Origin of the sequence: Streptomyces alfalfae, assembly GCF_004127445.1 — a bacterium.
Classification (GTDB): Bacteria; Actinomycetota; Actinomycetes; order Streptomycetales; family Streptomycetaceae; genus Streptomyces; species Streptomyces alfalfae.
Window position 1 is genome coordinate 827,815 of record NZ_QEXM01000043.1, and the last position, 23,370, is coordinate 851,184.

22 protein-coding genes are annotated in these 23,370 nt (G+C 73.4%); 13 read left to right on the forward strand and 9 right to left on the reverse strand.

Going from position 1 to position 23,370, the window contains the following annotated elements:
* The first annotated feature begins 37 nt into the window (after positions 1 to 37).
* From DCW30_RS26680 to DCW30_RS26710, 7 genes are all read left to right on the forward strand, one after another.
* Positions 38 to 1,303: a DUF1266 domain-containing protein gene (locus tag DCW30_RS26680; RefSeq protein WP_076683999.1), complete on the forward strand. Its 1,266-nt coding sequence runs from the start codon at positions 38 to 40 to the stop codon at positions 1,301 to 1,303.
* Between the two features lie 473 nt (positions 1,304 to 1,776).
* On the forward strand, positions 1,777 to 2,820 hold the full coding sequence (locus tag DCW30_RS26685) for a LacI family DNA-binding transcriptional regulator (RefSeq protein WP_076684000.1): 1,044 nt from the start codon (positions 1,777 to 1,779) through the stop codon (positions 2,818 to 2,820).
* Positions 2,817 to 4,412 (forward strand): sugar ABC transporter ATP-binding protein, encoded by a 1,596-nt coding sequence (locus DCW30_RS26690; protein WP_076684001.1) that lies wholly within the window; start codon positions 2,817 to 2,819, stop codon positions 4,410 to 4,412. Before DCW30_RS26685 ends, DCW30_RS26690 begins: the two co-directional genes overlap by 4 nt.
* Positions 4,402 to 6,345, forward strand: coding sequence for an ABC transporter permease/substrate-binding protein (locus DCW30_RS26695; RefSeq protein ID WP_076684002.1), 1,944 nt, complete (start codon positions 4,402 to 4,404; stop codon positions 6,343 to 6,345). The genes DCW30_RS26690 and DCW30_RS26695 overlap by 11 nt, the downstream gene beginning before the upstream one ends.
* Before the next feature lie 113 nt (positions 6,346 to 6,458).
* Positions 6,459 to 7,385 (forward strand): ribokinase, encoded by a 927-nt coding sequence (locus tag DCW30_RS26700; RefSeq protein WP_076684003.1) that lies wholly within the window; start codon positions 6,459 to 6,461, stop codon positions 7,383 to 7,385.
* Positions 7,382 to 7,771, forward strand: coding sequence for a D-ribose pyranase (rbsD, locus tag DCW30_RS26705; RefSeq protein WP_076684004.1), 390 nt, complete (start codon positions 7,382 to 7,384; stop codon positions 7,769 to 7,771). Before DCW30_RS26700 ends, rbsD begins: the two co-directional genes overlap by 4 nt.
* 298 nt (positions 7,772 to 8,069) lie before the next feature.
* Positions 8,070 to 9,416, forward strand: coding sequence for a M28 family metallopeptidase (locus DCW30_RS26710; protein ID WP_076684005.1), 1,347 nt, complete (start codon positions 8,070 to 8,072; stop codon positions 9,414 to 9,416).
* Between the two features lie 78 nt (positions 9,417 to 9,494).
* Here the strand turns inward: DCW30_RS26710 and msrB are convergent, their stop codons facing one another.
* The 4 genes from msrB to DCW30_RS26730 form a co-directional block, all read right to left on the reverse strand.
* The gene (gene msrB / locus DCW30_RS26715; RefSeq protein WP_076684006.1) at positions 9,495 to 9,902 is read right to left on the reverse strand and encodes a peptide-methionine (R)-S-oxide reductase MsrB; all 408 of its coding nucleotides are present in this window, start codon (positions 9,900 to 9,902) and stop codon (positions 9,495 to 9,497) included.
* Positions 9,903 to 9,915: 13 nt separating this feature from the next.
* Complete coding sequence (gene murC, locus DCW30_RS26720; RefSeq protein ID WP_076684007.1) at positions 9,916 to 11,310, reverse strand: UDP-N-acetylmuramate--L-alanine ligase; 1,395 nt, start codon at positions 11,308 to 11,310, stop codon at positions 9,916 to 9,918.
* A gap of 195 nt (positions 11,311 to 11,505) precedes the next feature.
* The gene (locus DCW30_RS26725) at positions 11,506 to 11,976 is read right to left on the reverse strand and encodes an indole-3-glycerol phosphate synthase (protein WP_103557388.1); all 471 of its coding nucleotides are present in this window, start codon (positions 11,974 to 11,976) and stop codon (positions 11,506 to 11,508) included.
* Positions 11,977 to 12,108: 132 nt separating this feature from the next.
* Positions 12,109 to 12,957 carry a pyrimidine reductase family protein gene (locus DCW30_RS26730; protein WP_079249956.1) on the reverse strand — a complete coding sequence of 283 codons (849 nt, stop codon included), beginning with the start codon at positions 12,955 to 12,957 and terminating at the stop codon, positions 12,109 to 12,111.
* A gap of 37 nt (positions 12,958 to 12,994) precedes the next feature.
* On the opposite strand from DCW30_RS26730, the gene zapE reads away from it, so the two are divergent.
* Together zapE and DCW30_RS26745 are read left to right on the forward strand one after the other, a co-directional pair.
* On the forward strand, positions 12,995 to 14,086 hold the full coding sequence (zapE, locus tag DCW30_RS26735) for a cell division protein ZapE (protein WP_076684008.1): 1,092 nt from the start codon (positions 12,995 to 12,997) through the stop codon (positions 14,084 to 14,086).
* A gap of 308 nt (positions 14,087 to 14,394) precedes the next feature.
* Positions 14,395 to 15,756, forward strand: a complete 1,362-nt coding sequence (locus DCW30_RS26745) for an alkaline phosphatase PhoX (protein ID WP_103557390.1) — start codon at positions 14,395 to 14,397, stop codon at positions 15,754 to 15,756.
* Positions 15,757 to 15,817: 61 nt separating this feature from the next.
* Here DCW30_RS26745 and sph read toward each other — a convergent pair whose 3' ends face one another.
* Positions 15,818 to 16,795, reverse strand: a complete 978-nt coding sequence (sph, locus tag DCW30_RS26750; RefSeq protein WP_076684009.1) for a sphingomyelin phosphodiesterase — start codon at positions 16,793 to 16,795, stop codon at positions 15,818 to 15,820.
* Between the two features lie 387 nt (positions 16,796 to 17,182).
* Here sph and DCW30_RS26755 point away from each other — a divergent pair, with 387 nt between their 5' ends.
* Positions 17,183 to 17,935, forward strand: coding sequence for a class I SAM-dependent methyltransferase (locus tag DCW30_RS26755; protein ID WP_076684010.1), 753 nt, complete (start codon positions 17,183 to 17,185; stop codon positions 17,933 to 17,935).
* Between the two features lie 13 nt (positions 17,936 to 17,948).
* Here the strand turns inward: DCW30_RS26755 and DCW30_RS26760 are convergent, their stop codons facing one another.
* Positions 17,949 to 18,365 (reverse strand): VOC family protein, encoded by a 417-nt coding sequence (locus DCW30_RS26760; protein WP_076688777.1) that lies wholly within the window; start codon positions 18,363 to 18,365, stop codon positions 17,949 to 17,951.
* Between the two features lie 145 nt (positions 18,366 to 18,510).
* Here DCW30_RS26760 and DCW30_RS26765 point away from each other — a divergent pair, with 145 nt between their 5' ends.
* The 3 genes from DCW30_RS26765 to DCW30_RS26775 all read left to right on the forward strand — a co-directional run bounded on the left by DCW30_RS26765 (position 18,511) and on the right by DCW30_RS26775 (position 20,397).
* A complete protein-coding gene (locus tag DCW30_RS26765; protein WP_076684011.1) occupies positions 18,511 to 19,203 on the forward strand; it encodes an alpha/beta fold hydrolase in 693 nt (230 codons plus the stop codon).
* A gap of 126 nt (positions 19,204 to 19,329) precedes the next feature.
* Positions 19,330 to 20,172 (forward strand): polysaccharide deacetylase family protein, encoded by an 843-nt coding sequence (locus DCW30_RS26770; RefSeq protein ID WP_076684012.1) that lies wholly within the window; start codon positions 19,330 to 19,332, stop codon positions 20,170 to 20,172.
* Positions 20,173 to 20,181: 9 nt separating this feature from the next.
* Positions 20,182 to 20,397: a hypothetical protein gene (locus DCW30_RS26775; RefSeq protein WP_062775595.1), complete on the forward strand. Its 216-nt coding sequence runs from the start codon at positions 20,182 to 20,184 to the stop codon at positions 20,395 to 20,397.
* A gap of 7 nt (positions 20,398 to 20,404) precedes the next feature.
* Here DCW30_RS26775 and DCW30_RS26780 read toward each other — a convergent pair whose 3' ends face one another.
* From DCW30_RS26780 to DCW30_RS26790, 3 genes are all read right to left on the reverse strand, one after another.
* Positions 20,405 to 21,649, reverse strand: a complete 1,245-nt coding sequence (locus tag DCW30_RS26780; protein ID WP_123985590.1) for a hypothetical protein — start codon at positions 21,647 to 21,649, stop codon at positions 20,405 to 20,407.
* A gap of 117 nt (positions 21,650 to 21,766) precedes the next feature.
* The gene (locus DCW30_RS26785; protein WP_076684014.1) at positions 21,767 to 22,435 is read right to left on the reverse strand and encodes an ABC transporter; all 669 of its coding nucleotides are present in this window, start codon (positions 22,433 to 22,435) and stop codon (positions 21,767 to 21,769) included.
* Positions 22,432 to 23,349, reverse strand: a complete 918-nt coding sequence (locus DCW30_RS26790) for an ABC transporter ATP-binding protein (RefSeq protein ID WP_076688779.1) — start codon at positions 23,347 to 23,349, stop codon at positions 22,432 to 22,434. Before DCW30_RS26790 ends, DCW30_RS26785 begins: the two co-directional genes overlap by 4 nt.
* Positions 23,350 to 23,370 lie beyond the last annotated feature (21 nt).

Sequence of the window (23,370 nt, forward strand, 5' to 3'; positions counted from 1 at the left end):
TAAGCTGCAAGATCCACTGACGAAAGCGGAGATCACCATGCCGGCACCCCAGGACGAGCTGCACGACGAGATCTTCCCGTCGGTGCCCGCCCCGGAGCCCGGGAGCCCCTGGCTGGCCCCCGCCGACCTGGAACAGCATCTGTACGAACTGAGCGAGGCCGACGACGCGTACGCCTATCTGCGGGCCATCGCCGTGGAGGGCCTGTACCGCCCCGTGGCCCTGCACGAGAAGGACCCGGACGCGGAGTCGAGCCCGCTGTTCACCGTCGACCTGCCGGACGGCGGGAAGGCGGCGCAGGTGTACACGGCGGGGCTGCTCCCGCGCCCCCACCCGGCCGTGGTCTACGAGTTCGTGACGCTCGGCGCGCTCGCCGAGGGGTGCCCCGACGACGTCCGGATCCTCGCGGTCAACGCGGCGACGCCGTGCGAGCGGTACTTCCTCACCACGGACGAGGAGCGGCAGGTCTGGACCGACCTGCACGAGCGCCACCACAGGGCCGGCGGCCTCGGCGACCGCATCGAGACGCGCCGCACCGGAGCCCCCGCCCCCGGCCCGCTGCTGCACGGCCTCGCCTGCGGCGCGCACCTCTGCTTCGCCAACGGCGACCCCTGGAACACCCTCGACTGGCACGGCGCGGGCCACCACAACGAGATCAACCGCCTCGCCGAGTCCTGGGGCGTGACGAGCCGCGAGGAGTGGCTGGCCACCCAGGAGCGCCTGATGACGCGCGAAGTCAGCCCCTGGTACTGGGACTTCGTGCTCGGCGCCCGGGTCGCGGTGCTCGCCGAGGTCGGCCCGCGCCTCGACCCCGAGCGGTGGCGGGAGTGCGTCGAGGTCACCCTGCGCAACCGCGTCGTGGAGACCGGCGGCCCCGACACTCCGCACCGCCCCGGCGACGACCCGGACCTGGACGACTTCGTGACCGCCATGCGCGACCTGGTCGGCAAGGTCCTGCGCTACGAGGCCCGCTTCCGCGCGGACGGGCTGCTGCCGCCGGACGGCTTCGTGCGCACCGTCGCGGCCTGGGACATCGGCCGCGCCTCGAAGATGGCCCGCTGGGGCAGGGGCGCGCGCTACGCCACCGAGGCGGAGATGCGGACGGCGGTCGAGCGGGTCTCCCGGGCGGCGCAGTCCTCGTACACCTCGTGGGAGGAGTTCTCGGCGGGTTACGTGCTCGGGCGCTGTCTGCACTTCGACGAGGAGTCGTTCGGCGCCTGGTACACGGACGTCCTGCACGCCCACCGCGCCCTGACCACGGACCCGGACAGCCCGTGGCTGACGGTGCCGTTCCGGACGGACTGAGCCCCCTCGGGCCGCCGGATGGACTCAGCCCCCTCGGACTACCGGGGTGGACTTAGCCCCCGCACTCCCCCCGGGCCGCCGGGTGGACTGAGCCTCCTCGGACCACCGGAATGGGCCCCCCGGGGGACCGCCGGGCCGGCTCGGCCCCCTCAAGCCACCGGACGGGCTGAGCCCCCTCGGACTACCGGACGGACTGAGGCCCCTCGAACTACAGGGGTGGGCTTGCGCCCCCCACCGGGCCGCCGGGCGGGCTGACCCCCGCCTCGGCTCAACGGGGTGGACTGAGCCCCCTCGGACCACCGGAATGGGCTACTCCCCGGGGGACCGCCGGGCGGACCGCCCCGGACCGCCGGGCCCGACCATCACAATCAGGTCTCACTCGCCCCACAGGCCTCCTCACCCCCTTGCCAGCCACCCATGTAATCGTTTCCAATCCTCCGTGTAATCGATTCCACAAGGAGGTGGGAGCGGCGATGACCCCCAGTCCGCCCGGCTCGGCCGGGATCAAGGACGTCGCGGCCGAGGCCGGGGTCTCCGTGGCCACGGTGTCGCGGGTCCTGAACGGCCACCCCTCGGTCAGCCCCGGTTCCCGGGAGCGCGTGCTCGCCGCCGTCGAGGCGCTCGGCTACCGGCCGAACGCCGTGGCCAGGTCCCTGCGCACCCACCAGACGCACACCCTCGGCCTCGTCATCAGCGACGTGCTGAACCCGTACTTCACCGAGCTGGCCCGCTCCGTCGAGGAGGCCGCCCGCGCCCTCGGCTACAGCGTGATCATCGGCAACGCCGACGAGCGGCCCGAGCTCCAGGACCACCATGTGCGGACGCTGCTCGACCGGCGGATCGACGGCCTGCTCGTCTCCCCCACCGACGGCGGCTCCCCGCTGATGCTCGACGCCGTGCGCGCCGGCACCCCGATGGTCTTCGTGGACCGGTGGATACCCGGCGTGGGCGTCGATGTACCCGTCGTCCGCTCCGACGGCCGGCAGGCCGTGCGTGACCTGGTCGCCCATCTGCACGGCCTCGGCCACCGCAGGCTCGCCATCATCGCGGGCCCCGCGGCCACCACCACCGGCAGCGAGCGCGTCGAGGCCTTCCGGGACGCGCTGCGCGAGCACGGCACCGCGCTGCCCGACGCCTACATCGGGCAGGGCGACTTCCAGGCCGACAGCGGGCGCCGCGCCACCGAGCGGTTCCTCGCCCTGCCCGAGCCGCCCGACGTCGTCTTCGCCGCCGACAACCTGATGGCGCTCGGCGCCCTCGACGCGATCCGCGGGCGGGGCCTGCGGGTCCCGCACGACATCGGTCTCGCGGCCTTCGACGACATCCCGTGGTTCGTGCACACCGACCCCGCGGTCACGGCGATCGCCCAGCCGACGGCGGAGCTCGGCCGGGCCGCCGTGCACGCGCTCGTCGACCGGATCGAGGGCAGGAGCCCCCGTTCCGTGACCCTGCCGGCCCGCCTCGTCGTCCGGCGTTCCTGCGGCGAGGACACCCGCGTACGAAGGAGCAGCCCGTGAGCGGCCAGGAAACGGCGAAGCGCGGCGCGCAGGAGAACGACGCGCACGAGGAACTGCTGCGCGTCGAAGGCATACGGAAGACCTTCCCGGGAGTCGTCGCGCTCGACTCCGTGGACTTCGACCTGCGGCGCGGAGAGGTGCACGTCCTGCTCGGCGAGAACGGCGCGGGCAAGAGCACCCTCATCAAGATGCTGTCCGGCGCCTACCGCCCCGACAGCGGCCGCATCCTGGCCGCCGGGCGCGAGGTGCGCATCAACGGCGCGCAGGACGCCGAACGGCTCGGCATCGCCACCATCTACCAGGAGTTCAACCTCGTACCCGACCTGACGGTCGCCGAGAACATCTTCCTGGGCCGGCAACCGCGCCGCCTCGGCCTGGTCGACCGCAAGAAGATGGAGGCGGACGCCGGGGCCCTCCTGGAGCGGGTCGGCCTCGCCGTCTCACCGCGCGCCAAGGTGCGCGAACTGGGCATCGCCCGGCTCCAGATGGTCGAGATCGCCAAGGCGCTCAGCCTGGACGCGCGCGTGCTCATCATGGACGAGCCCACCGCCGTGCTGACCTCCGAGGAGGTCGACAAGCTGTTCGGCATCGTGCGCACGCTGCGCGCGGACGGCGTCGGCGTCGTCTTCATCACCCACCACCTGGAGGAGATCGCCGCGCTCGGCGACCGCGTCACCGTCCTGCGCGACGGCCGCAGCGTCGATCAGGTGCCCGCCTCGACACGGGAGGACGAGCTGGTCCGGCTGATGGTGGGCCGCAGCATCGAGCAGCAGTACCCGCGCGAGCGGCCGGACGTCGGTCCGCCGCTGCTCCGCGTCGAAGGACTCACCCGGGACGGTGTCTTCCACGACGTCGGCTTCGAGGTGCGCGCCGGTGAGGTCGTCGGCCTCGCGGGCCTCGTCGGCGCCGGGCGTACGGAGGTGGTGCGCGCGGTCTTCGGCGCCGACCCGTACGACGCGGGCACCGTCGAGGTGCGCGGCGAGCGGCTGCCCGAGCACGACGTGAACGCCGCGATGGGCGCCGGGATCGGCCTCGTGCCCGAGGACCGCAAGGGCCAGGGCCTCGTGCTCGACGCCTCGGTCGGGGAGAACCTCGGCCTGGTCACACTGCGGTCGGCGACTCGCGCCGGGTTCGTGGACCTCAAGGCCCAGCAGCGGGACGCCGCGAGGATCGCCGAGCAGCTCGGCGTGCGGATGGCGGGCCTCGGCCAGCACGTGCGCACGCTGTCCGGCGGCAACCAGCAGAAGGTCGTCATCGGCAAGTGGCTGCTCGCCGACGTCGAGGTGCTGATCCTCGACGAGCCGACGCGCGGCATCGACGTGGGCGCGAAGGTCGAGATCTACCAGCTCATCAATGAACTGACGGCCTCCGGCCACGCGGTCCTGATGATCTCCAGCGACCTGCCCGAGGTGCTCGGCATGAGCGACCGGGTGCTGGTCATGGCCCAGGGCCGGATCGCCGGCGAACTGCCCGCCGAAGAGGCCACGCAGGACGCCGTGATGGCGCTTGCCGTCAGCAACGCGGCCGCACAGGACGACGCGTCGAACGCGATACCGAACGAAGAAGAAGCGGAGGGCTCCCGTGGCCACTGAAACCGTGAAGCGCGACGCGGGTGGCGCGAGTTCGCTCCGCCGCGTCCTGCTCGACAACGGCGCGCTGAGCGCCCTGATCGTCCTGGTCGTGGCGATGTCGCTGCTCTCCGGCGACTTCCTCACCACCCAGAACCTGCTCAATGTCGGCGTGCAGGCCGCCGTGACGGCGATCCTCGCGTTCGGCGTGACGTTCGTGATCGTCTCGGCGGGCATCGACCTGTCCGTTGGTTCGGTGGCCGCGCTCTCGGCCACGGTCCTCGCCTGGACGGCCACCTCCCAGGGGATGCCGGTCTGGCTCGCCGTGATCTTCGCCGTCGCCGCGGGCATGGCCTGCGGTCTCGTCAACGGCCTGCTCGTCTCGTACGGGAAGCTGCCGCCGTTCATCGCGACGCTCGCGATGCTGTCGGTGGCCCGCGGCCTCTCCCTGGTGATCTCGCAGGGCAGCCCGATCCCGTTCCCCGACTCGGTCTCCCACCTCGGGGACACGGTCGGCGGCTGGCTGCCCGTCCCGGTGATCGTGATGATCGTGATGGGCCTGGTCACGGCCGTGGTCCTCGGCCGCACGTTCATCGGCCGCTCCATGTACGCGATCGGTGGCAACGAGGAGGCGGCCCGCCTCTCCGGTCTGCGGGTCAAGCGCCAGAAGCTCGTCATCTACGCGCTCTCCGGGCTCTTCGCCGCCGTCGCGGGCATCGTGCTCGCCTCCCGTCTGGTCTCGGCGCAGCCGCAGGCCGCGCAGGGCTACGAGCTCGACGCCATCGCCGCGGTGGTGATCGGCGGCGCCAGCCTCGCGGGCGGGGTCGGCAAGGCGTCCGGCACGCTCGTCGGCGCGCTGATCCTCGCGGTGCTGCGCAACGGCCTCAACCTCCTGTCCGTCTCCGCCTTCTGGCAGCAGGTCGTGATCGGCGTCGTCATCGCGCTCGCGGTGCTGCTCGACACGCTGCGCCGCAAGGCAGGGGCGACCCCGGGCGCCTCGTCGGGCGCCCCGGGCGTCGGGCTCAAGGGCCCGCAGGCGGTCAAGTACGCGGTGGCCGCCGTGGTCGTGGCGGCCGTGATCGGCGCGGTGTCGTTCTTCAACTCGGGTTCGTCGGGCACGTCGACGAAGGTCGGCATGTCGCTCTCCACCCTCAACAACCCGTTCTTCGTGCAGATGAAGGAGGGCGCGCAGGCCGAGGCCGAGAAGGCGGGCGTCGACCTGACGGTCACCGACGCGCAGAACGACGCCTCGCAGCAGTCCAACCAGCTCCAGAACTTCACCGGCGAGGGCGTGCGGTCCATCATCGTCAACCCGGTGGACTCCGACGCGGCGGGCCCCGCCGTGCGCGGCGCCAACAAGGCCGACATCCCGGTGGTCGCGGCCGACCGCGGCGTCAACAAGGCGGAGACGGCCACGCTGGTCGCCTCCGACAACGTCGCGGGCGGCAAGCTCGCGGCGAAGTCCCTCGCCGGGAAGCTGGGCGGCAAGGGCGAGGTCGTCGTCCTCCAGGGCACCCCCGGCACGTCGGCGAGCCGTGAGCGCGGGCAGGGCTTCGCGGAGGGCATCAAGGCCTACCCCGGCATCAAGGTCGTCGCCAAGCAGCCCGCGGACTTCGACCGCACCAAGGGCCTCGACGTCATGACGAACCTGCTCCAGTCCCACAAGGGCGTGGACGGCGTCTTCGCCGAGAACGACGAGATGGCGCTCGGCGCGGTCAAGGCCCTCGGCGACAAGGCGGGGAAGTCGGTGCCGGTGGTCGGCTTCGACGGGACCCCCGACGGCCTCAAGGCGGTCGAGGCGGGCACGCTGTACGCGTCCGTGGCACAGCAGCCCGGGGAACTGGGCAAGATCGCCGTGCGCAACGCTGTGCGGGCGGGCCAGGGCAAGGACGTGAAGGAGATGGTGAAGGTGCCGGTGAAGGTCGTCACGGCGAAGAACGTGAAGAATTTCTCCTGACCCACCCCTCCGCACCGCTCCATGGCCTGACCGCTCCATCCGGGGGCCCCGCTCGCGGGGCCCCCTTCCGGCCGCACGCCGCGCCGGCACCGTACGAAAGCAGGGAACAGCACATGAACGACGACTACGAACTGCTGGTCGTGGGCTCAGCCAACGCCGATCTGGTGGTCGGTGTGGAGCGCAGGCCGACGGCCGGCGAGACGGTCCTCGGTTCCGACCTGTCCGTCCATCCCGGCGGCAAGGGCGGCAACCAGGCGGTGGCCGCCGCCCGCCTGGGGGCGCGCACCGCGCTCCTGGCGCGGGTGGGCGACGACGCGCACGGCACGCTGCTGCTCGACGCGCAGCGCGCGGCCGGGGTGGACACCGTGGGCGTCCTAGTGGGCGGCGCGCCGACCGGCGTCGCGCTGATCACGGTGGACCCCTCGGGCGACAACAGCATCGTGGTCGCGCCCGGGGCCAACAAGCGCCTCACCCCCGAGGACATCCGCGCGGCGGGCAGCCTGCTCACTGCGGCGCGGGTGGTCTCCACGCAGCTGGAGATCCCCCTGGAGACGGTCGCCGAGGTGGCGCGCGGGCTGCGGCCCGGCGCCCGCCTGGTCCTGAACCCCTCGCCGCCGGCCCCGCTGCCGGACGAGGTGCTGGCCGCCTGCGATCCCCTGGTGGTCAACGAACACGAGGCCAGGGTCATCCTCGGCGACGCGGCGGGCGAGACCCCGGAGCAGTGGGCGCGAGGGCTCCTGGCGCTCGGTCCGCGTTCCGTGGTGATCACGCTGGGCGCCGAGGGCGCGCTGACCGCCGAGCGGGGCGAGGAGCCCGTGCGGGTGGAGAGCCCGCGGGTGGCGGCGGTCGACACGACCGGTGCGGGCGACGCCTTCACCGCCGCGCTCGGCTGGCGCCTCGGCCTCGGCGAGGACCTGGTGACGGCGGCGGCCTACGCGGCGCGGGTGGGCTCGGCGGCGGTCACCCGCAAGGGCGCGCAGGACTCGTACCCGACCGCGGCGGAGCTGGCCGCGGTCGCGCCGGAGGTCACGTCGTCGTGAAGAAGTCGGGCATCCTCAACCGCCATCTCGCGGGCGCGCTCGCCGAGTTGGGCCACGGCGACACGGTCCTCGTCTGCGACGCGGGCATGCCGGTCCCGGCGGGCCCGCGCGTGGTGGACCTGGCGTTCCGCGCCGGGGTCCCGTCCTTCGCGGAGGTCCTGGACGGCCTGCTCGCCGAGCTGGTGGTGGAGGGCGGAACGGCGGCGTGCGAGGTGTCGGAGGCCAACCCGGCGGCGGCGCGGCTGCTGCGGGAGTCCCTTCCCGCCCTCGACCTGATCCCGCACGAGGAGCTGAAGGGCCTGACGGCCGGGGCGCGCCTGGTGGTCCGCACCGGGGAGGCCCGCCCGTACGCGAACGTGCTGCTGCGCTGCGGGGTGTTCTTCTGAGGGACGGGGGGACGGAGGGTCGGGCAGGCTGACGGGCCTGCGGGCCTGCGGGCCTGCGGGGTGACGGGATCACGGGCCGGTGGGCCTACGGGGCGACTTGCAATGCCGTCCCCGGGCGGCGGCCGGTCCGTTATACGAACACGCCTGCCCGCATTGTGACCGGATTCTACTCTTGACGTGGACACGTCTCGCCTTCAACATCAGGCAACGCACAGCTCCAAAGGCGCCCCGCGACACCCGCGTCGCCGGGCGCCTCGCACGTTCCGTCCCCACTTCTGTTCGGAATCCGGAGCCCCACATGAGACTCTCCCGAGTTGTCGGACCCGCCCTGCCCAGGGCGCTGAGACGCACCACCGCGGGCGTCGCGGCCCTCGCCGCCGCCGGGCTGCTCGCCACCGTCGCGCCGTCGGCCCTCGCGGCGCCCTCGGCGCCCGCCCCGGCGCTCGCGGCGCCCGACCTCCCGCTCGCCAACGTCAAGGCGCACCTCTCCCAGTTCCAGTCCATCGCCTCGGCCAACGGCGGCAACCGCGCCCACGGCAGGCCCGGCTACAAGGCCTCGATCGACTACGTGAAGGGCAAGCTGGACGCGGCCGGCTTCACCACCACCGTCCAGCAGTTCACGTCGGGCGGCGCGACCGGCTACAACCTGATAGCCGACTGGCCGGGCGGCGACACGACCAAGACGCTGATGGCGGGCGCGCACCTGGACAGCGTCTCCTCGGGCCCCGGCGTCAACGACAACGGCTCGGGTTCCGCGGGCGTCCTGGAGACGGCGCTCGCGGTCTCCCGGGCGCAGCTCAAGCCCGCCAAGCACCTGCGTTTCGCCTGGTGGGGCGCGGAGGAGCTGGGCATGGTGGGCTCGCGGCACTACGTGAACAACCTGCCGTCGACGGAGCGCTCGAAGGTCAGCGGCTACCTGAACTTCGACATGATCGGCTCCCCGAACCCGGGCTACTTCGTCTACGACGACGACCCCACGATCGAGAAGACGTTCAAGGACTACTACGCGGGCCTGAACGTCCCCACGGAGATCGAGACCGACGGCGACGGCCGCTCCGACCACGCCCCGTTCAAGAACGTCGGCATCCCGGTCGGCGGCCTCTTCAGCGGCGCGGAGCGCGCCAAGTCCAGCGCGCAGGCCCAGAAGTGGGGCGGCACGGCGGGCCAGGCCTTCGACCGCTGCTACCACTCGTCGTGCGACACGACGTCGAACGTCAACGACACGGCCCTGGACCGCAACAGCGACGCCATCGCCCACGCGGTCTGGACCCTCGCCACGGACACACCGGTCCCGCCGGGTGACGTCTACGAGAACACCACGGACGTCGCGATCCCGGACAACGGCGCCGCGGTGACGTCCACGGTCGACGTGACCGGCCGCACCGGCAACGCGCCCGCCGCCCTCAAGGTGGACGTCGACATCCGCCACACCTGGCGCGGGGACGTGGTCGTCGACCTCCTCGCCCCCGACGGCACCGCGTACCGCCTGAAGAACTCCAGCGGCAACGACTCGGCGGACAACGTCATCGCGAGCTACACGGTCAACGCCTCCGCCGAGACCGCGAACGGCGCCTGGAAGCTCCGCGTCCAGGACGTGGCGTCCCAGGACACGGGGTACATCAACAGCTGGAAGCTGACCTTCTGAGCTCCGCCCCGCACGGCCGTGGCCCGGACCCGGGGATTCCCGGGCCCGGGCCACGGCGCGCGTCAGCCCTCGGCCGGCTCAGTCCTCGGCGGGCGTCAGCCGCAGGGAGATGCTGTTGATGCAGTAGCGCTGGTCGGTGGGCGTGGGGTAGCCCTCGCCCTCGAAGACGTGGCCCAGGTGAGAGCCGCAGCGGGCGCAGCGGACCTCCGTGCGGACCATGCCGTGCGAGGTGTCCTGGAGCAGCTCGACCGCGTCCGTGTCCTTCGGGTCGTAGAAGCTCGGCCAGCCGCAGTGCGACGCGAATTTCTCCGTCGAGGTGAACAGCTCCGCGCCGCACGCGCGACAGGAGTAGACGCCCTGCGTCTTCGTGTCCGTGTACTCACCGACGAAGGCCGGTTCCGTGCCGGCCTGGCGCAGCACCGCGTACTCCGAAGGGGTCAGCTCCGCCCGCCACTGCTCGTCCGGCTTCTCGACGTCGTACGCCATGGGTGCAATCCCCTTACTTCGACAGGTGGGCCAGGATGTGCGGGCCGAGGTCGGTGACGTCGCCCGCTCCCATGGTGAGAACGAGATCACCGGGCTTCGTCATTCCCGCGATCTCCCGCACCGCCTCGTCCTTGTCGTGGACGGCCCGCACCTCGGCGCCCGCACCGCGGGCCGCGTCGACGATCAGATCGCTGGTGATGCCGGGGATCGGGTCCTCGCGGGCCGGGTAGATGTCCAGGACGACGGAGGAGTCCGCCAGCGCCAGGGCCTGGCCCATCTCCTTGCCCAGCTCCTGCGTGCGCGAGAACAGGTGCGGCTGGAAGAGGACGAGGATGCGGGAGTCGCCCGCGGCGGAGCGCATCGCCTCCAGGTCGGCCGTCATCTCGGTCGGATGGTGGGCGTAGGAGTCGATCACCTGGACGCCCGCGGCCTCGCCCTTGAGCTGGAGGCGGCGCTTGACGCCTGTGTACGACTTCAGGGCGCCCGCCAGGTTCCGGGACGGGATACCGAGCGCGATACCGGCGGCGAGGGCCGCGACCGCGTTGTTGGCGTAGTGCCGGCCGGGCACCGAGACGGTGAAGGTGAGCAGCTTGCCGTCGAGCAGGACGGTGACCTCGCTGGTGAGCCCCCGCGCGTTGATCTTGTGGATACGCAGGTCGGCGCCCTCGGACTCACCGTACGTGACGACCTTGAGGCCTCCGAGGTCGCGCAGGCGGCGGGTCAGCTCGACCGCGCCCTCCTGGTCCGCCGAGATGACGAGCGTGCCGCCGGGGACGACCTTTCCGGCGAAGATCTCGAAGGACTCGTAGATCTCGTCCATCGACGCGTAGTTCGCGTGGTGGTCGAGCTCCACGTTCAGGACGATGGCGACCTCGGGCGCGTACTTGTGGAAGCTGCGGTCGCTCTCGTCGGCCTCGGCCACGAAGATGTCGCCCTCGCCGTGCAGCGCGTTCGAGCCGGGGACGTCCAGGTCGCCGCCGATCGCGTACGACGGGTCGAGGCCGAGGGTGGCGAGCGTGACGGCCAGCATCGACGTCGTGGTCGTCTTACCGTGCGTGCCCGCCACCGCGATCGGCCGCAGGCCGTCCATCAGCGAGGCCAGGGCGTCCGAGCGGTGCACGACCGGAATGCCGAGTTCGGCGGCGCGGGCCAGCTCGGGGTTGTCGGCGCGGATCGCGGAGGAGACGACGACGCAGGTCGCGTCGGAGGCGAGGTGGGCGGCGTCATGTCCGATGTGCACCGTGGCGCCGAGCGCGCGGAGCGCCTGAGCCGTGGCGGACTCGCGGGCGTCACTGCCGGCGACCTTGGCGCCGCGCTGGGCCAGGATCTTCGCGATCCCCGACATTCCGGCGCCGCCGATGCCGATGAAGTGCGGTCGGTCCATGGCGGTAGGAAGGCCGGGTGCCATGCGTGTGTCTCCCTGATGTGACGACGGTGCCGCTGACGTGTGCGGCCGATCAGGGCCCCAGCCTATTGCCTCGCCTCCCGCCCCCGGGCACGCGGAGCGCCCCCGCAAGGGGCGCGGGGAACGGCGCGAGCGACCACGGCCGACCGGCACCCGGGAGAAGAGCCGGAGCGGAGAACCCCCGAGGCCCCGGCCAGGTCACGTGCTGTGGGAGAACAGTTTCAGCACCGGCACCCCCACCTTGTGCCGAGCCCGCGAGGCCCAGTCCCGGTGGAAGAACTCCTCCACGTAGTGCGGGTCGGTCAGCACGATCACCTCGTCCGCCGACGCCTCGTCCACCAGCGCCGACAGCGCGTCCAGCGGGTGGTCCTCGATGAGCCGCCCCGTCGCACCGCAGCCCGCCGCGCGCAACGCGGCCAGCGAGACCCGCAGCGCCTGCTCACCGGGGCCCGTCGCGTCCTCACCCTCGGGGGTCGAGCCCTCCCGCGCCGCCTCGTCGAGTTCACCGAGGGCCACGTCGTCGATGGCCCGCAGGAGACGGTCCGCCTGGTCCCCCCTGGGCTGGAGCAGCACGTGGAAGCTGACCGGCTCGTCCCCGTGCAAGGTGGTGACGAACTCCACGTCCGCGGAGGTCAGGGCCTTCTCGATCATCAATACGCTTGTGAACACGACAGGCGCCCTTCTCATCCGTGGGCCGTCCATGAGGCCCGCGCGGAAACCATCCTGCCCCGTGCCCACACGGGGCCTGCGAGGCTAGTCTGCCCGGCCGAAGCAAAACGGAACGAGTGATTCCACCGATTGTCAGCTTCGACGGTATCGGCTGAAGAGGAACCCGGCCTCCTCCAGCAGGGAGGTCAGGACGAACCGGTCCGGCGTCACCAGCGCGGGCCCGCCGGCGATCCGCTGCGCGTCCCCCGCGGTGAGCATCGGCGACACCGTCAGGCACAGCTCGTCCAGCGCCTCCGCGGCCACGAACTGCCCGAGCAGCCGGGGGCCGCCCTCGGTGAGCAGCCGTGTGAGCCCCCGCTCGGCGAGGGCGGGCGCGACCCGCTCCGGCGCCACGGCCGCGCCCTCCCCGGCGATCACCACCTCGGCGCCCGCCTGACGGGCCGCGTCCATCCGGTCGGCGGGCGCGGCGGCCCCGGTCACCACGAGCGTGGGCGTCAGGGGCGAGGTGAAGAGGGGCAGCGAGAAGTCCAGGTCCAGGCTCGCGCTGACCACGGCGATGGCGGGCGCGGGGGTCTGACCGGCCGCCGCCCTGCGCGCGGCGAAGGCCTCACGCGCGCGTGCCGGGCGGTACCCCTCGAGACGCACCGTTTCCGCGCCGACGACCACGGCGTCGGCGAGGCCGCGCAGGGTGCCGAAGATGCGCATGTCGGTGTCGCAGGAGATCGGCTGGGAACGGCCGTCGTGCTGGGCGGCGCCGTCGAGCGTGGAGACCATGTTGGCGCGCAGCCAGGTCGGCTCGCCCACGGGATAGGCGTAGGCCTCGGCCAGCTCGTCGAGCCCCCACTCGCGGTCGCCCACCGGCACGGCCCGGTCGCCCGCGGGCGCCGTCCGGTCAGCCGCGGGCGCCGTCCGGTCGCGACCGGGCACTCCCTGGTCGGTCACCGGTGCTGTCTGGTCGGTCACAGGAAACAGGCGTCGCATGCCCGGCAGTCTCGCACGCCGTTTAAGCTGGGGAACCGTGTCGTCCTCCCCCGCCGCCCCCTCGCCCCGCCCCGCCGCCGAAGCGGTCCCGCGGTCCCTGTGCGCCCGCGAGCCCCACGTCCCCGCCGACCGCCTGGTCGCGGAGATGGTGCCGCCGCCGCGCTTCGACTCGGTACGCTTCGACACGTACATCCCCGACCCGGCCCGGCCCAGCCAGACCGAGGCGGTCCGCGAGCTGAGCGGCTTCGCGGCGGGGCTCGGTGGAGCGCACGCCTCCGGGGCCGGCCGCAAGCGCTGGTTCCAGCGCAAGGCCGCCGCCCCCACGGGCCCGCGCGGCATCTACCTCGACGGCGGCTACGGCGTCGGCAAGACCCACCTCCTGGCGTCCCTCTGGCACGCCACGCCCGCCGCGCCCGCACAGAAAGCATTCGGCACCTTCGTCGAGCTGACGAACCTCGTGGGCGCGCTCGGCTTCCAGCAGACCGTGCGCACGCTGAGCGAGCACCGGCTGCTCTGCATCGACGAATTCGAGCTGGACGACCCGGGCGACACCGTGCTCGTCTCGTCCCTGCTCGCCAAGCTCGTCGAGCAGGGGGTGGCGCTGGCCGCGACCTCGAACACGCTGCCGGGCAAGCTCGGCGAGGGCCGCTTCGCGGCGACCGACTTCCTCCGCGAGATCCAGGGCCTGTCGGCGCACTTCAGGGCGCTGCGCATCGACGGCGACGACTACCGGCACCGCGGCCTCCCCGAGGCCCCCGCCCCGTACTCGCAGGAGCAGGTCACCAAGGCCGCCTACGCGACCGGGGGCGCCTCGCTCGACGACTTCCCGCAGCTCCTGGAGCACCTCGCCAAGGTGCACCCGAGCCGGTACGGCGCGCTGACCGACGACATCGCGGCCGTCTGCCTCACGGACGTCACGCCGGTGCCCGACCAGTCGACCGCGCTGCGGCTGGTGGTGCTCGCCGACCGGCTGTACGACCGGGAGGTGCCCGTGCTCGCCTCGGGTGTGCCCTTCGACCGGCTGTTCAGCGAGGACATGCTGAACGGCGGGTACCGGAAGAAGTACTTCCGGGCGATATCGAGGCTCACGGCACTGGCCCGTGACGCCAAGGGGCTCGTGGGCGGTTAGGCACCCGGCGCAGAGCGGTGTCGGGCAGCGGGCAGCGGGCAGCGGGCAGCGGGCAGCGGGCAGCGGGCAGCGGGCAGCGGGCAGCGGGCAGCGGGCAGCGGGCAGCGGGCAGCGGGCAGCGGGCAGCGGGCAGCGGGCAGCGGGCAGCGGGCGGAGAACGGCCCCGGCGGCGCGCCGGACACGGCCCGCCGCGCCCCGGGTTCCGCGCGGCGCGTCAACGGATGGCTACGCGCGTGGTTCCCGAGCACCAAGGCGCGTGGTACACACATCCGGTCATATTCCTGTCCGCCAGCAGGAGGTTGCCCAGCATGTCTGCCACTCGACGTCAGGTTCTCGCCCGTACCGGTGCGGTGGGGGCGGGGATCGCCTTCACCGGCGCTCTCTCCGAACTCTTCGCGGGCACCGCCGCCGCACAGGGGAAGGCCGGCCACGGCCCCCTCGTACCCGACCCCAAGGGCCTGCTCGACCTGCCGAAAGGTTTCCGTTACAAGGTGCTCTCACGGGAGGGTGACGACCTCCGTTCGGGTGAGGGCAAGGTGCCGAGCAACCACGACGGCATGGCCGCCTTCAGAGGCCGCGACGGCGGGGTCCACCTCGTCCGCAACCACGAGAACCGTGTCACCGGCAGGATCGGCGTGCCGACCGTCAAGGGCCTCACCTACGACCCGATGGCCAAGGGCGGCTGCACGGCGCTCTCACTCGACCGGAGGAACGAGGTCCTGGACGAGCGCGTCGCGATCGCCGGGACGGCCGTGAACTGCGCGGGCGGCCCGACGCCCTGGGGCACCTGGCTGACCTGCGAGGAGACCGAGGACAAGGCCGGCACGAACGGCTACACCAAGGACCACGGCTTCATCTTCGAGGTCGACCCGGTCGATCCGCGCCGCACCGGCGCGGTGCCGCTGACCGCGATGGGCCGCTTCCAGCACGAGGCGATCGCCGTCGACCCCCGGCGCGGCATCGTCTACGAGACGGAGGACGCCTTCGAGAAGCCCTTCGGTCTCTTCTACCGCTTCCTGCCGAAGAAGCCCGAGGGCGGCCGGGGGTCGCTGCGCGCGGGCGGCCGGCTCCAGGCGATGCGCGTGCCCGGCGTGCCGGACCTGTCCTCGGTCCGGAAGACGGGCGAGTCCTTCGACGGCATCGAGTGGGTCGACGTCCCCGACCCGCTGGCCGTGCGGACGCCCATCCGCCACCAGGACTTCGGCAAGAAGGGCGTCACCCACGCGCAGAAGCTGGAGGGCTGCTACTGGGGCGGCTCGTCGGTCTACTTCGTCTCGTCCTTCGCGCGCAAGGCGGAGGGCTCGGCGGGTGACCACTTCGGGCAGGTCTGGCGGTACGACCCCGCGCGCCGCCGCCTCACCCTGGTGATCGTCTTCGGTCCCAGCACGGACGTCCAGCTGCCCGGCGAGTCCCCCGACAACATCTGCCTCGCCCCCAGCGGCGGCCTGATGGTGTGCGAGGACGGCGACGGAGCCCAGCACGTCTACGGCCTCACCCGCCGGGGCGAGGTCTACGCGATGGCCCGCGGCCGCCAGAACATCGGCACGCCCGAGAAACCGGAGTGGGGCGAGTTCGCGGGAGTCACCTTCTCCCCCGACCACGAGACGATGTACGTCAACTGCTACACCCCCGGCACGACGTTCGCGGTGACGGGGCCCTGGCACAAGTAGGGCTGCCCCGGTGGTTCCTCCGCCCGCGTCCAAGGCGGAGGAACGGCCGTGCGGCCGACGGTCAGTACGCCGTCACGGGGTAGTGGTCCGACAGGTTCGTGTATGTGTGGTCCTTGCCCCAGCTCGACACCGTCCAGGGGGCGCTCCGCTCCTTGACGACGTCGTTGTGCCAGGTGGCGGGGCGGGCGTGGCCCTCGCGGTGGAGGATGTGGTCGAGGTCTTCGCGGGGGTCGTCCGGGTAGCGCTCGGCGGCGATGGAGTTGTCGCGGGTGTCGAAGGAGTACGGGTGGCCGGTGCGGGCGTCGGCGGGGGCGAGGCCGCCTGCGGCGAGCATCGAGGCGTACTCGGCGCTGTGCCCGTCGACGTTCAGGTCGCCCGCCACGAGGACCTGTTCGCCCGCCGGGATCTTCTTGGCGTCCAGGAAGGCGTCCACCTCCTTGAACTGCTTCGCGCGCGTCGCCACGGCCTCGCCTGCGCCGCAGCCCGGGTCGGTGGACTGGGTGTGGGTGCCCACGACGTGTGTCCTGACGCCGTTCACGTCGAGGACGGCGTAGACGAAGCCCTTGTTGGAGTACGCGTCGGAGCCGCAGGCGTCCCTGTAGACGTGCTGCTCCTTGCGGACGATCGGCCACTTGCTGAGGACCGTCACGCCGCCGTCCTCGGGCGCGACCGCGGAGTACGCCCCGCCGGTGGCGTCCCAGCCGCTCTTGGAGCGGCCCAGCACGGGCGTCTGGTGCGGATAGCGGTCCGCGGCGGCGTTCTTCAGCGCGCCGGACGAGGAGTTGTCGAACGCCTCCTGGAGCACCACGACGTCCTGCCCCCGGAAGAACCCGGCCTCGGGTATGGCCTTGGCGCGGTGGTCCTGGCCCCAGTTCGGGTACAGCGTCTTGCTGAACAGGAACGTGTTGTACGTGAGCACCTTGAGCGGCGGGGGCGCGGGGGCCGCGTGGGCGGGCGGAGCGACGGCGGCCAGACCGGCCGCGGCGAGGACGGCGGCGACCGCGGCGGCGCGGGGCCTGCTCGGCGCTGAGTACGGCACGGGGACTCCTCGGGGTGAGGGAAGCGAGGGGGTGACCGCCTTGCGGGCGGGCGGCTGCACATCCAACCAGCCGCGATTACTTCTGGGGATACTCCGCGTGAACACACCGGTCGCGTCCGCCCCGGCCGTGCTCCCCCCTCGGCAGCCGGACCGCCCAGAAAAGCCGCTCCAACAGCGCTCCGAACGGCCCCCGTACGGCCTTCGGGGGCCGCGGGGACACCTTTTCGCCCCGGTGGTGAGGGGCGGTGTCCGGCCCCCGCCCGCCGGGCCGCCGACGGCCCGCCGGCAGCCTCCGCAACCCACCGCCGAACCTCACCTGACCTGGGCTTTCACACCATCCCGGACCTACGATCGCCTTTAACGCAAGGGGACTTGTAAGGGGACTCGATGGAACGCGGCATCCGCACGATCGACGACGTGATGAGACTGCTGGACGGCCTGTTCGCGCCGGAGGCCGACCGGTGGACGGCGGAGGGGGCCGCCTGGTGGGACGGGTTCTACGCGGACCGCACCAGGCCGGTGCCGTTCTTCGCGGCGAAGCCCGACGAGAACCTCGCCTCGTACGTCGAACGGGGCCTGGTGCGGCCCGGCCGCGCCCTCGACCTCGGCTGCGGCCCCGGCCGCAACTCCCTGTACCTGGCCGCCGCGGGCTTCGCCGTGGACGCCGTCGACCTGTCGCCCGCCGCGCTCGGCTGGGCCGCGGAACGGGCCCGCGCGGCGGGCGTCGACGTGCGCTTCCACCTCGGCGACGCCTTCGCGGCGGACGGCCCCGTGCCCCCGGGGCCGTACGACCTGATCCACGACTCCGGCTGCTTCCACCACCTGCCGCCGCACCGCCGCGTCAGCTATCTCGCCCTCCTCGACCGCGCCCTCGCCCCCGGCGGCCACCTCTCCCTCACCTGCTTCGCCGCGGGCCCCTCGGGCATGGGTTCCGAACTCCCGGACGCGGCCTTCTACCGGCAGTCCCGGCTGCACGGCGGCATCGCCTACGACGACACGGCCCTGCGCCACGTCTTCGCGGACCTCACGGAGGTGGAACTCCGCCGCATGCGCGACGAGCCCCCGGAGTCCGCCCGCTTCGGCGAGCCGTTCCTGTGGACGGCCCTGTTCCGCCGCGACACCCCTGCCGCAGGCCGCTAGGGGGACCGGCGGCTCAGCTTCCCGGGACCGTGGCGGAACCGCAGGTCCCGGCCTCCCCCGCCGCCCGCTCGGCCGCGCTGCGCAGCACGCAGAACTCGTTGCCCTCGGGGTCGGCGAAGACCACCCAGCCCGCGCCGTCGGCCGTGCGGCGGTCGGCGACCACCGTCGCGCCCACCCCCTTGAGCCGCTCCACCTCCGCGTCCCTGGGGCCGTCCGGCCGCAGGCACAGGTGCACGCGGTTCTTGGCGGTCTTCGTCTCGGCCACTTCGGCGAAGTACAGGTGCAGGCCGTTCGGCAGCGCGATGACGGCGGTGGACTCGCCGGGGTGGTCGTCGTCGTTCAGCGGGTGGCCGACGACCTCGCTCCAGAACCGGGCGAGTCCGTACGCGTCGGCGCAGTCGATGGCGACGTTGAAGAGGGTCGAACGCATCATGAGCCTTCCGTCCTGCCCGGTCGCCGGCCGGCGACCGGGGTCATGGGCGCCTTTTCCGAGGGGGCGCGGAGCAGTCCTCGCACCTGATCCAGCAGGATCATCCCGTGCCGCCCGGCCCGCGCGAGAGAGAGGCTCCACCACCATGAAGCTGCACACCCATGAATGGGGCACCGGCGACCGCGTCGCCCTGCTGGTCCACGGGATCATGTCGGACCACCGCACCTGGCGGCGCGTGGGCCCCGCGCTCGCCGACAAGGGGTACCGGGCGATCGGCGTCGATCTGCGGGGCCACGGCGCGAGCGGGCGCGGCGCGTACGGTGCGGAGATCTTCGCGGACGACCTGGTCGAGACGTTGCCCGCCGGCGCCGAGCTCGCGATCGGGCACTCGCTCGGCGCCCTCGCGCTCTCCCTGGCCGTCGAGCGCCTCGCGCCCGCGCGGGCCGTCTACTCCGACCCCGCGTGGGCGCTCGGCAACGCCGGGTCGGTGGACCCGGCGATGTTCGTGCAGTTCAAGAGGGTCACCCGCGGCGTGATAGCGGGCTTCAACCCCCGGTGGGAGGCGGCGGACGTCGACATCGAGGTGGCCACCGTGGCGGCCTGGGACCCGGACACCGCACACGCGCTGGCCGGCCGGTACGCCGTCGACCGCACGCCCGCCGCGCCCGTCGTCCCCTCGCTCGTGCAGGTCGCGGGCCTCGGCCGGCTCGTCGACGAGGCGCGCAAGGCGGAGCTGAGGCTGCGGGGGTTCGAGGTGCGCACGGTGGAGGGGGCGGGGCACACCATCCACCGGGACGACTTCGACGCGTTCATGGAGTCGCTCGACGGGTGGGTGTGAGCGGGCCCCGACAGCTCGGGGGGCGCGGGCCGGGCGCAGGCGTCCTGCGGACCGGACGGGTGGTCGCACGGTGCGTCCACCGATCCGATAAGCGTTTTGTCGTATTTATGCGGATACCGTCACCGCGTGAACGCACTCGTACGGAGAAGCGCCGCGCTCTGCGCCCTCGGCGCCCTGACCACCGTCCTCGTCGGCTGCTCCGGTGACGCGCGGCCCGTGCCCGCCGAGCGGCCCCCGGCCGCCTCCCGCTCCGCCCCGCCCACGCTCGCGCCGGGCCCGCAGGGGCTGACCCCGGTGTTCGAGAACGGCCCGCGGACGCACGGCCGTACCGTCGCCCTCACCTTCGACGCCGACATGACGGCCGGCCAGGGGCCCCGCGCGGCCGCCGGCGAGCGGTTCGACAACCCCGCGCTCGTCGCCACGCTGCGGCGGCTGAAGGTGCCCGCCACGTTCTTCATGACGGGGCGCTGGGCCGATGAGTACCCCTCCCAGGCCGCTGACATCGGCAGGGACCCGCTCTTCGAGGTCGCCAACCACTCCTACAGCCACTACGCCTTCACCGGGGACTGCTACGGCCTGCCGACCGTCCCCCCGGCCCGTATGCGCGCGGACATGGAGCGCGCCTTCGCGGCCTTCCGCACGGCGGGCGTCGAGCGTTCCGTCCCGTACTTCCGCTTCCCCGGCGGCTGCTACGACCAGCGGGCCCTCCGTGCGCTCGCCCCCGGCGGCGTCACCGCCGTCCAGTGGGACGTGGTCGGCGGCGACGCCTTCGCCACGGACCCGGCGGCCGTGGCGCGGCAGGTGCTCGACGGCGTACGGCCCGGCTCGGTCGTCGTCCTGCACTGCACCCGCAGCGCGGCCCCCGCCACCGAACGCGCCCTGCGCACGATCGTCCCGGAGCTGCGGAAGCGCGGGTACCGCTTCGTCCGCGTCTCGGAGCAGATCGGCTCGGCGGGGGCGCGGCGTTAACCTGGCCGTATGGCCGACGACGAGAGTTACTGCGCCGCTCCGGGCACGGACACGGCCGCGGCCGTGCGCGCCCTGGGCCTCGGGCCCGACGCCGCGGCCGAGGGCCCGTTCGCCGCGTGCGTGCTCTGCCAGGAGCCCACGGAGTACCCGGAGTCCCACAAGGGCGCCACCCTGTGCCCGGTCTGCGCCTGGCAGGAGGCCGAGCGGCAGGCGTGCTCGGGCTGACGCCGGGTTACGCGGCGCGCTTCAGGCGTACGAGCACGGGGGCGCCGAAGGGGTCGCCGGACTGGGTCACCTGGACCTTGCCCGCGCCCAGCCATGTGTCCGTGCCGGGCACCCGGTGGATCTCCTCCAGCCACAGCGTCTGACCGGAGCCCTTGCGGGCCCCCGTCGACACGGGCAGGCGGTGGCGTTTGATCTTCAGGCACCGGCCGTCGTCGTGCAGGAACCAGTTGCCGTCGAGGAACAGGCCCTCGTCGTCCTGGGCCACCGGGACCCGCAGCGCGCACCCGCCGGGCGCCTCCTCCTGCTCGACCCACCGGTCGTCCGCACGGCGGAGCCGGATGAACTCCTCCTGGGGTTCGTCCTCGACCTCGCCGTGGTTGAAGGTGTTGTTGCCGTACGCGCGCACCTCGCCGTCCGCGAGCGCGAAGACCTTGAGGAGACCCGCGCCCGGCTCCGGCGGGAGGGGCTCGTCGAAGCGGGACTGCGGGGTCTCCACCTGCTGCCACGACGTGCCGTCCCAGTGCGACGACGCGGGCTGGTCGTACGGCTCGCCGTGGACCTGTTCGGTGCCGGGGCCCGTCGAACGGCTGCCGACCGCCCACACGTCGTCCGGTCCCGCCACCGCGAGGTCGACGGTCCTGTGGGGCAGTCGCGTCGTGGTCCAGCGGCTGCCGTCGAAGTGCACGGCGGTCCGCTCGCCCGTGAGGGCCCAGATGTCCCGCGGCCCCGCGGCCTCCAGGTCCCCGACGTTGCCCGGCGGCGGGTTCGGCACCGCGGACCAGCGGACGCCGTCCCAGCGCACCCAGGGGGTGACGCCGTCGCCCGTGGCGTACTTCTGCGGCCGCAGCCACAGGGTGTCGTCGCCGATCTCTTCGAGCACGGGCGGGTAGTCGGTGTCGCCGAGGGCCTCGGGCAGGGGCTCACGCTTCCACCGTTCGCCGTCGTAGTGCAGCAGATGGGCGTTGGAGGCGCCGTTGTTCTCGGTGCCGACCGCCCAGATGTCGTCCTCGCCGAGGGCGGCGACGTCGGTGAAGCCGCCGCTGAAGTCCGCGATGTGCTCGAACTCCCAGCGGGGCGAGGCGCTTTCGGGGCGTGAGGCGCCGGAGCCGCCGGTCCGGGAGCCGTCCGGCTCGGAGCCGTTGCCGCACCCCGAGGCCGTCAGCAGGACGGCCAGCACCGCGCAGGCCGCCGCGCGGGGGCGCCTGACGCCCATGGCCCGGCCGACTCCGCTGGTTCCGTCGGCTCCACGCATCCGGCGCCCTCCCCGTTGTCGCTCGTTGGGTGTTGCTGATGTTGCTGGTGTTGTTGCCGTGCAGAAGGCGGGCAGCCTATCCCCCCTCGCCCCCGGGCGTGCCCCGCGCCCCGGGGGTCAGCCGCGCCGGGAGCTGAGGGCGCAGGCGGACCAGAACGCCGCCACGGCCACGGCGAGGGCCGCGAGCACCGCCCCCCACGGCACCGGCACGGTCCCGTCGCGTGACCCCGTGGTCAGGTCGGTGAGGACCGACTTCGCCGGGGACCCCGTGGTGACGAGCAGCAGCAGCGCGCCGAGCAGCATGGCGGGCACGGCCTTCCCCGCCGAGCGGAGCAGCGGCCGGCTGGTGAGCGCCCCGACTGCCGTGCCGAGCAGGGCGCTGACCAGCATCGCGAGCAGTCCTGCGGCGCCCGCGGGCAGCCGGGGCACGGACAGCCTGGCGTTGGTGCTCGCCGCGTCGCTGACGGCGGTCACGACGAGCACCGCCGTCACGCCGAGCGCCACCGCCGCGAGGAACGCGGTCAGCAGCGCGGCGAGGTGGGCGCGCGCCGGGCCGGCCGCCGCGGCGGTGCAGGCGCGGGCGGCGGGCGGTTCGCTCCCGGCGCAGATCCGCACCAGCCAGGCGGCGACGGGCAGCAGCACGGCGGCGGCGTAGGCGAGCGAGTCCAGGACGGGCTGCCCGCTCTGCACGCCGACGCCGAGGAAGACGGCGTACAGGATGACGGGCGCGAGCCACCGCTGGGACCGTGCGAGCAGGGCGGCCTGGTACCGCAGGAGCGCGGTCACCGGGAGGTCCCCTCTTCGGCGGCGGGCGCCGAGGTGGGGGACGGGACGGCGCCCGGCTCCTCCACCCGCACCACGTGCCAGGGCACCCGTGCCGTCAGGAGTTCACGCAGGACCAGGTCGGAGCGGCTCTCCGGGACCGTGAGCCGCGTGGCCCCCGCCGCGCCCCCGGCGCCGACGCCGACCGCGACGGCCGCGACCGGCGCGGGGAGCGCCGCGCCCGGCGGCCCCTGCGCGACGATGACGACGACGGGACCGCGCGGCCCGGCGCCCTCCGGGCCCGGCGGCTCCGTGCGCCGTTCGAGTCCGCCGCCCACCACCGCGTACGTCTCGTCCGCCACGTCCGCGAGGCGGCGCGGGTCGTGGTCGACGAAGACGACGGAGCCGCCGGCGGCGGTGCGTTCGGCGACCGCGCGGTCGAGTTCGGCGCGGGCGGGGACGTCCAGGCCCGTCCAGGCCTCGTCGAGGACCAGCAGCTCGGGATCGGCGAGGAGGGCCTGCGCCACGGCCACCTTCTGGCTGCCGCCCTTGGACAGTTCGGACAGCGGGGTGCGCGCGTGGCCGCCGGCGCCGAAGCGCTCCAGCCACCGCTCGGCGCTCCGCCCGGCCGCGCCGCGCGCGAGGCCGTGCACGCGGGCCAGGTGCGTGAGGTAGCCGACGGCGGTGAACGGCAGCGCCGCGGGGAAGCGTTCGGGCACGAACGCCGTGCGCGGGCGTTGGGTGAGCCGGCCCTCGGAGGGCGCGTCGACACCGGCGAGCAGCCGCAGCAGGGTCGACTTCCCGGTCCCGTTGCCGCCCTGGACGCGTATCAGGGCGCCCGCCCGTATGCCGAGGTCCACCCCCCGCAGCACCCAGGGGCCGCGCAGCCCGTAACGGCGGCCGACGCCGCTGAGCCGGAGCACGGGGTCACGTTCCATGCGGGCCATCCTCGCGTACGC

Bases quoted from the DNA above. Each gene is read 5' to 3' on its own strand.
- DCW30_RS26680 (WP_076683999.1), top strand. From the start codon at position 38: ATGCCGGCACCCCAGGACGAGCTGCACGACGAGATCTTCCCGTCGGTG.
- DCW30_RS26685 (WP_076684000.1), top strand. From the start codon at position 1,777: ATGACCCCCAGTCCGCCCGGCTCGGCCGGGATCAAGGACGTCGCGGCC.
- DCW30_RS26700 (WP_076684003.1), top strand. From the start codon at position 6,459: ATGAACGACGACTACGAACTGCTGGTCGTGGGCTCAGCCAACGCCGAT.
- DCW30_RS26710 (WP_076684005.1), top strand. From the start codon at position 8,070: ATGAGACTCTCCCGAGTTGTCGGACCCGCCCTGCCCAGGGCGCTGAGA.
- msrB (WP_076684006.1), bottom strand. From the start codon at position 9,902: ATGGCGTACGACGTCGAGAAGCCGGACGAGCAGTGGCGGGCGGAGCTG.
- murC (WP_076684007.1), bottom strand. From the start codon at position 11,310: ATGGCACCCGGCCTTCCTACCGCCATGGACCGACCGCACTTCATCGGC.
- DCW30_RS26730 (WP_079249956.1), bottom strand. From the start codon at position 12,957: ATGCGACGCCTGTTTCCTGTGACCGACCAGACAGCACCGGTGACCGAC.
- DCW30_RS26745 (WP_103557390.1), top strand. From the start codon at position 14,395: ATGTCTGCCACTCGACGTCAGGTTCTCGCCCGTACCGGTGCGGTGGGG.
- DCW30_RS26755 (WP_076684010.1), top strand. From the start codon at position 17,183: ATGGAACGCGGCATCCGCACGATCGACGACGTGATGAGACTGCTGGAC.
- DCW30_RS26760 (WP_076688777.1), bottom strand. From the start codon at position 18,365: ATGCGTTCGACCCTCTTCAACGTCGCCATCGACTGCGCCGACGCGTAC.
- DCW30_RS26765 (WP_076684011.1), top strand. From the start codon at position 18,511: ATGAAGCTGCACACCCATGAATGGGGCACCGGCGACCGCGTCGCCCTG.
- DCW30_RS26775 (WP_062775595.1), top strand. From the start codon at position 20,182: ATGGCCGACGACGAGAGTTACTGCGCCGCTCCGGGCACGGACACGGCC.
- DCW30_RS26780 (WP_123985590.1), bottom strand. From the start codon at position 21,649: ATGCGTGGAGCCGACGGAACCAGCGGAGTCGGCCGGGCCATGGGCGTC.
- DCW30_RS26790 (WP_076688779.1), bottom strand. From the start codon at position 23,349: ATGGAACGTGACCCCGTGCTCCGGCTCAGCGGCGTCGGCCGCCGTTAC.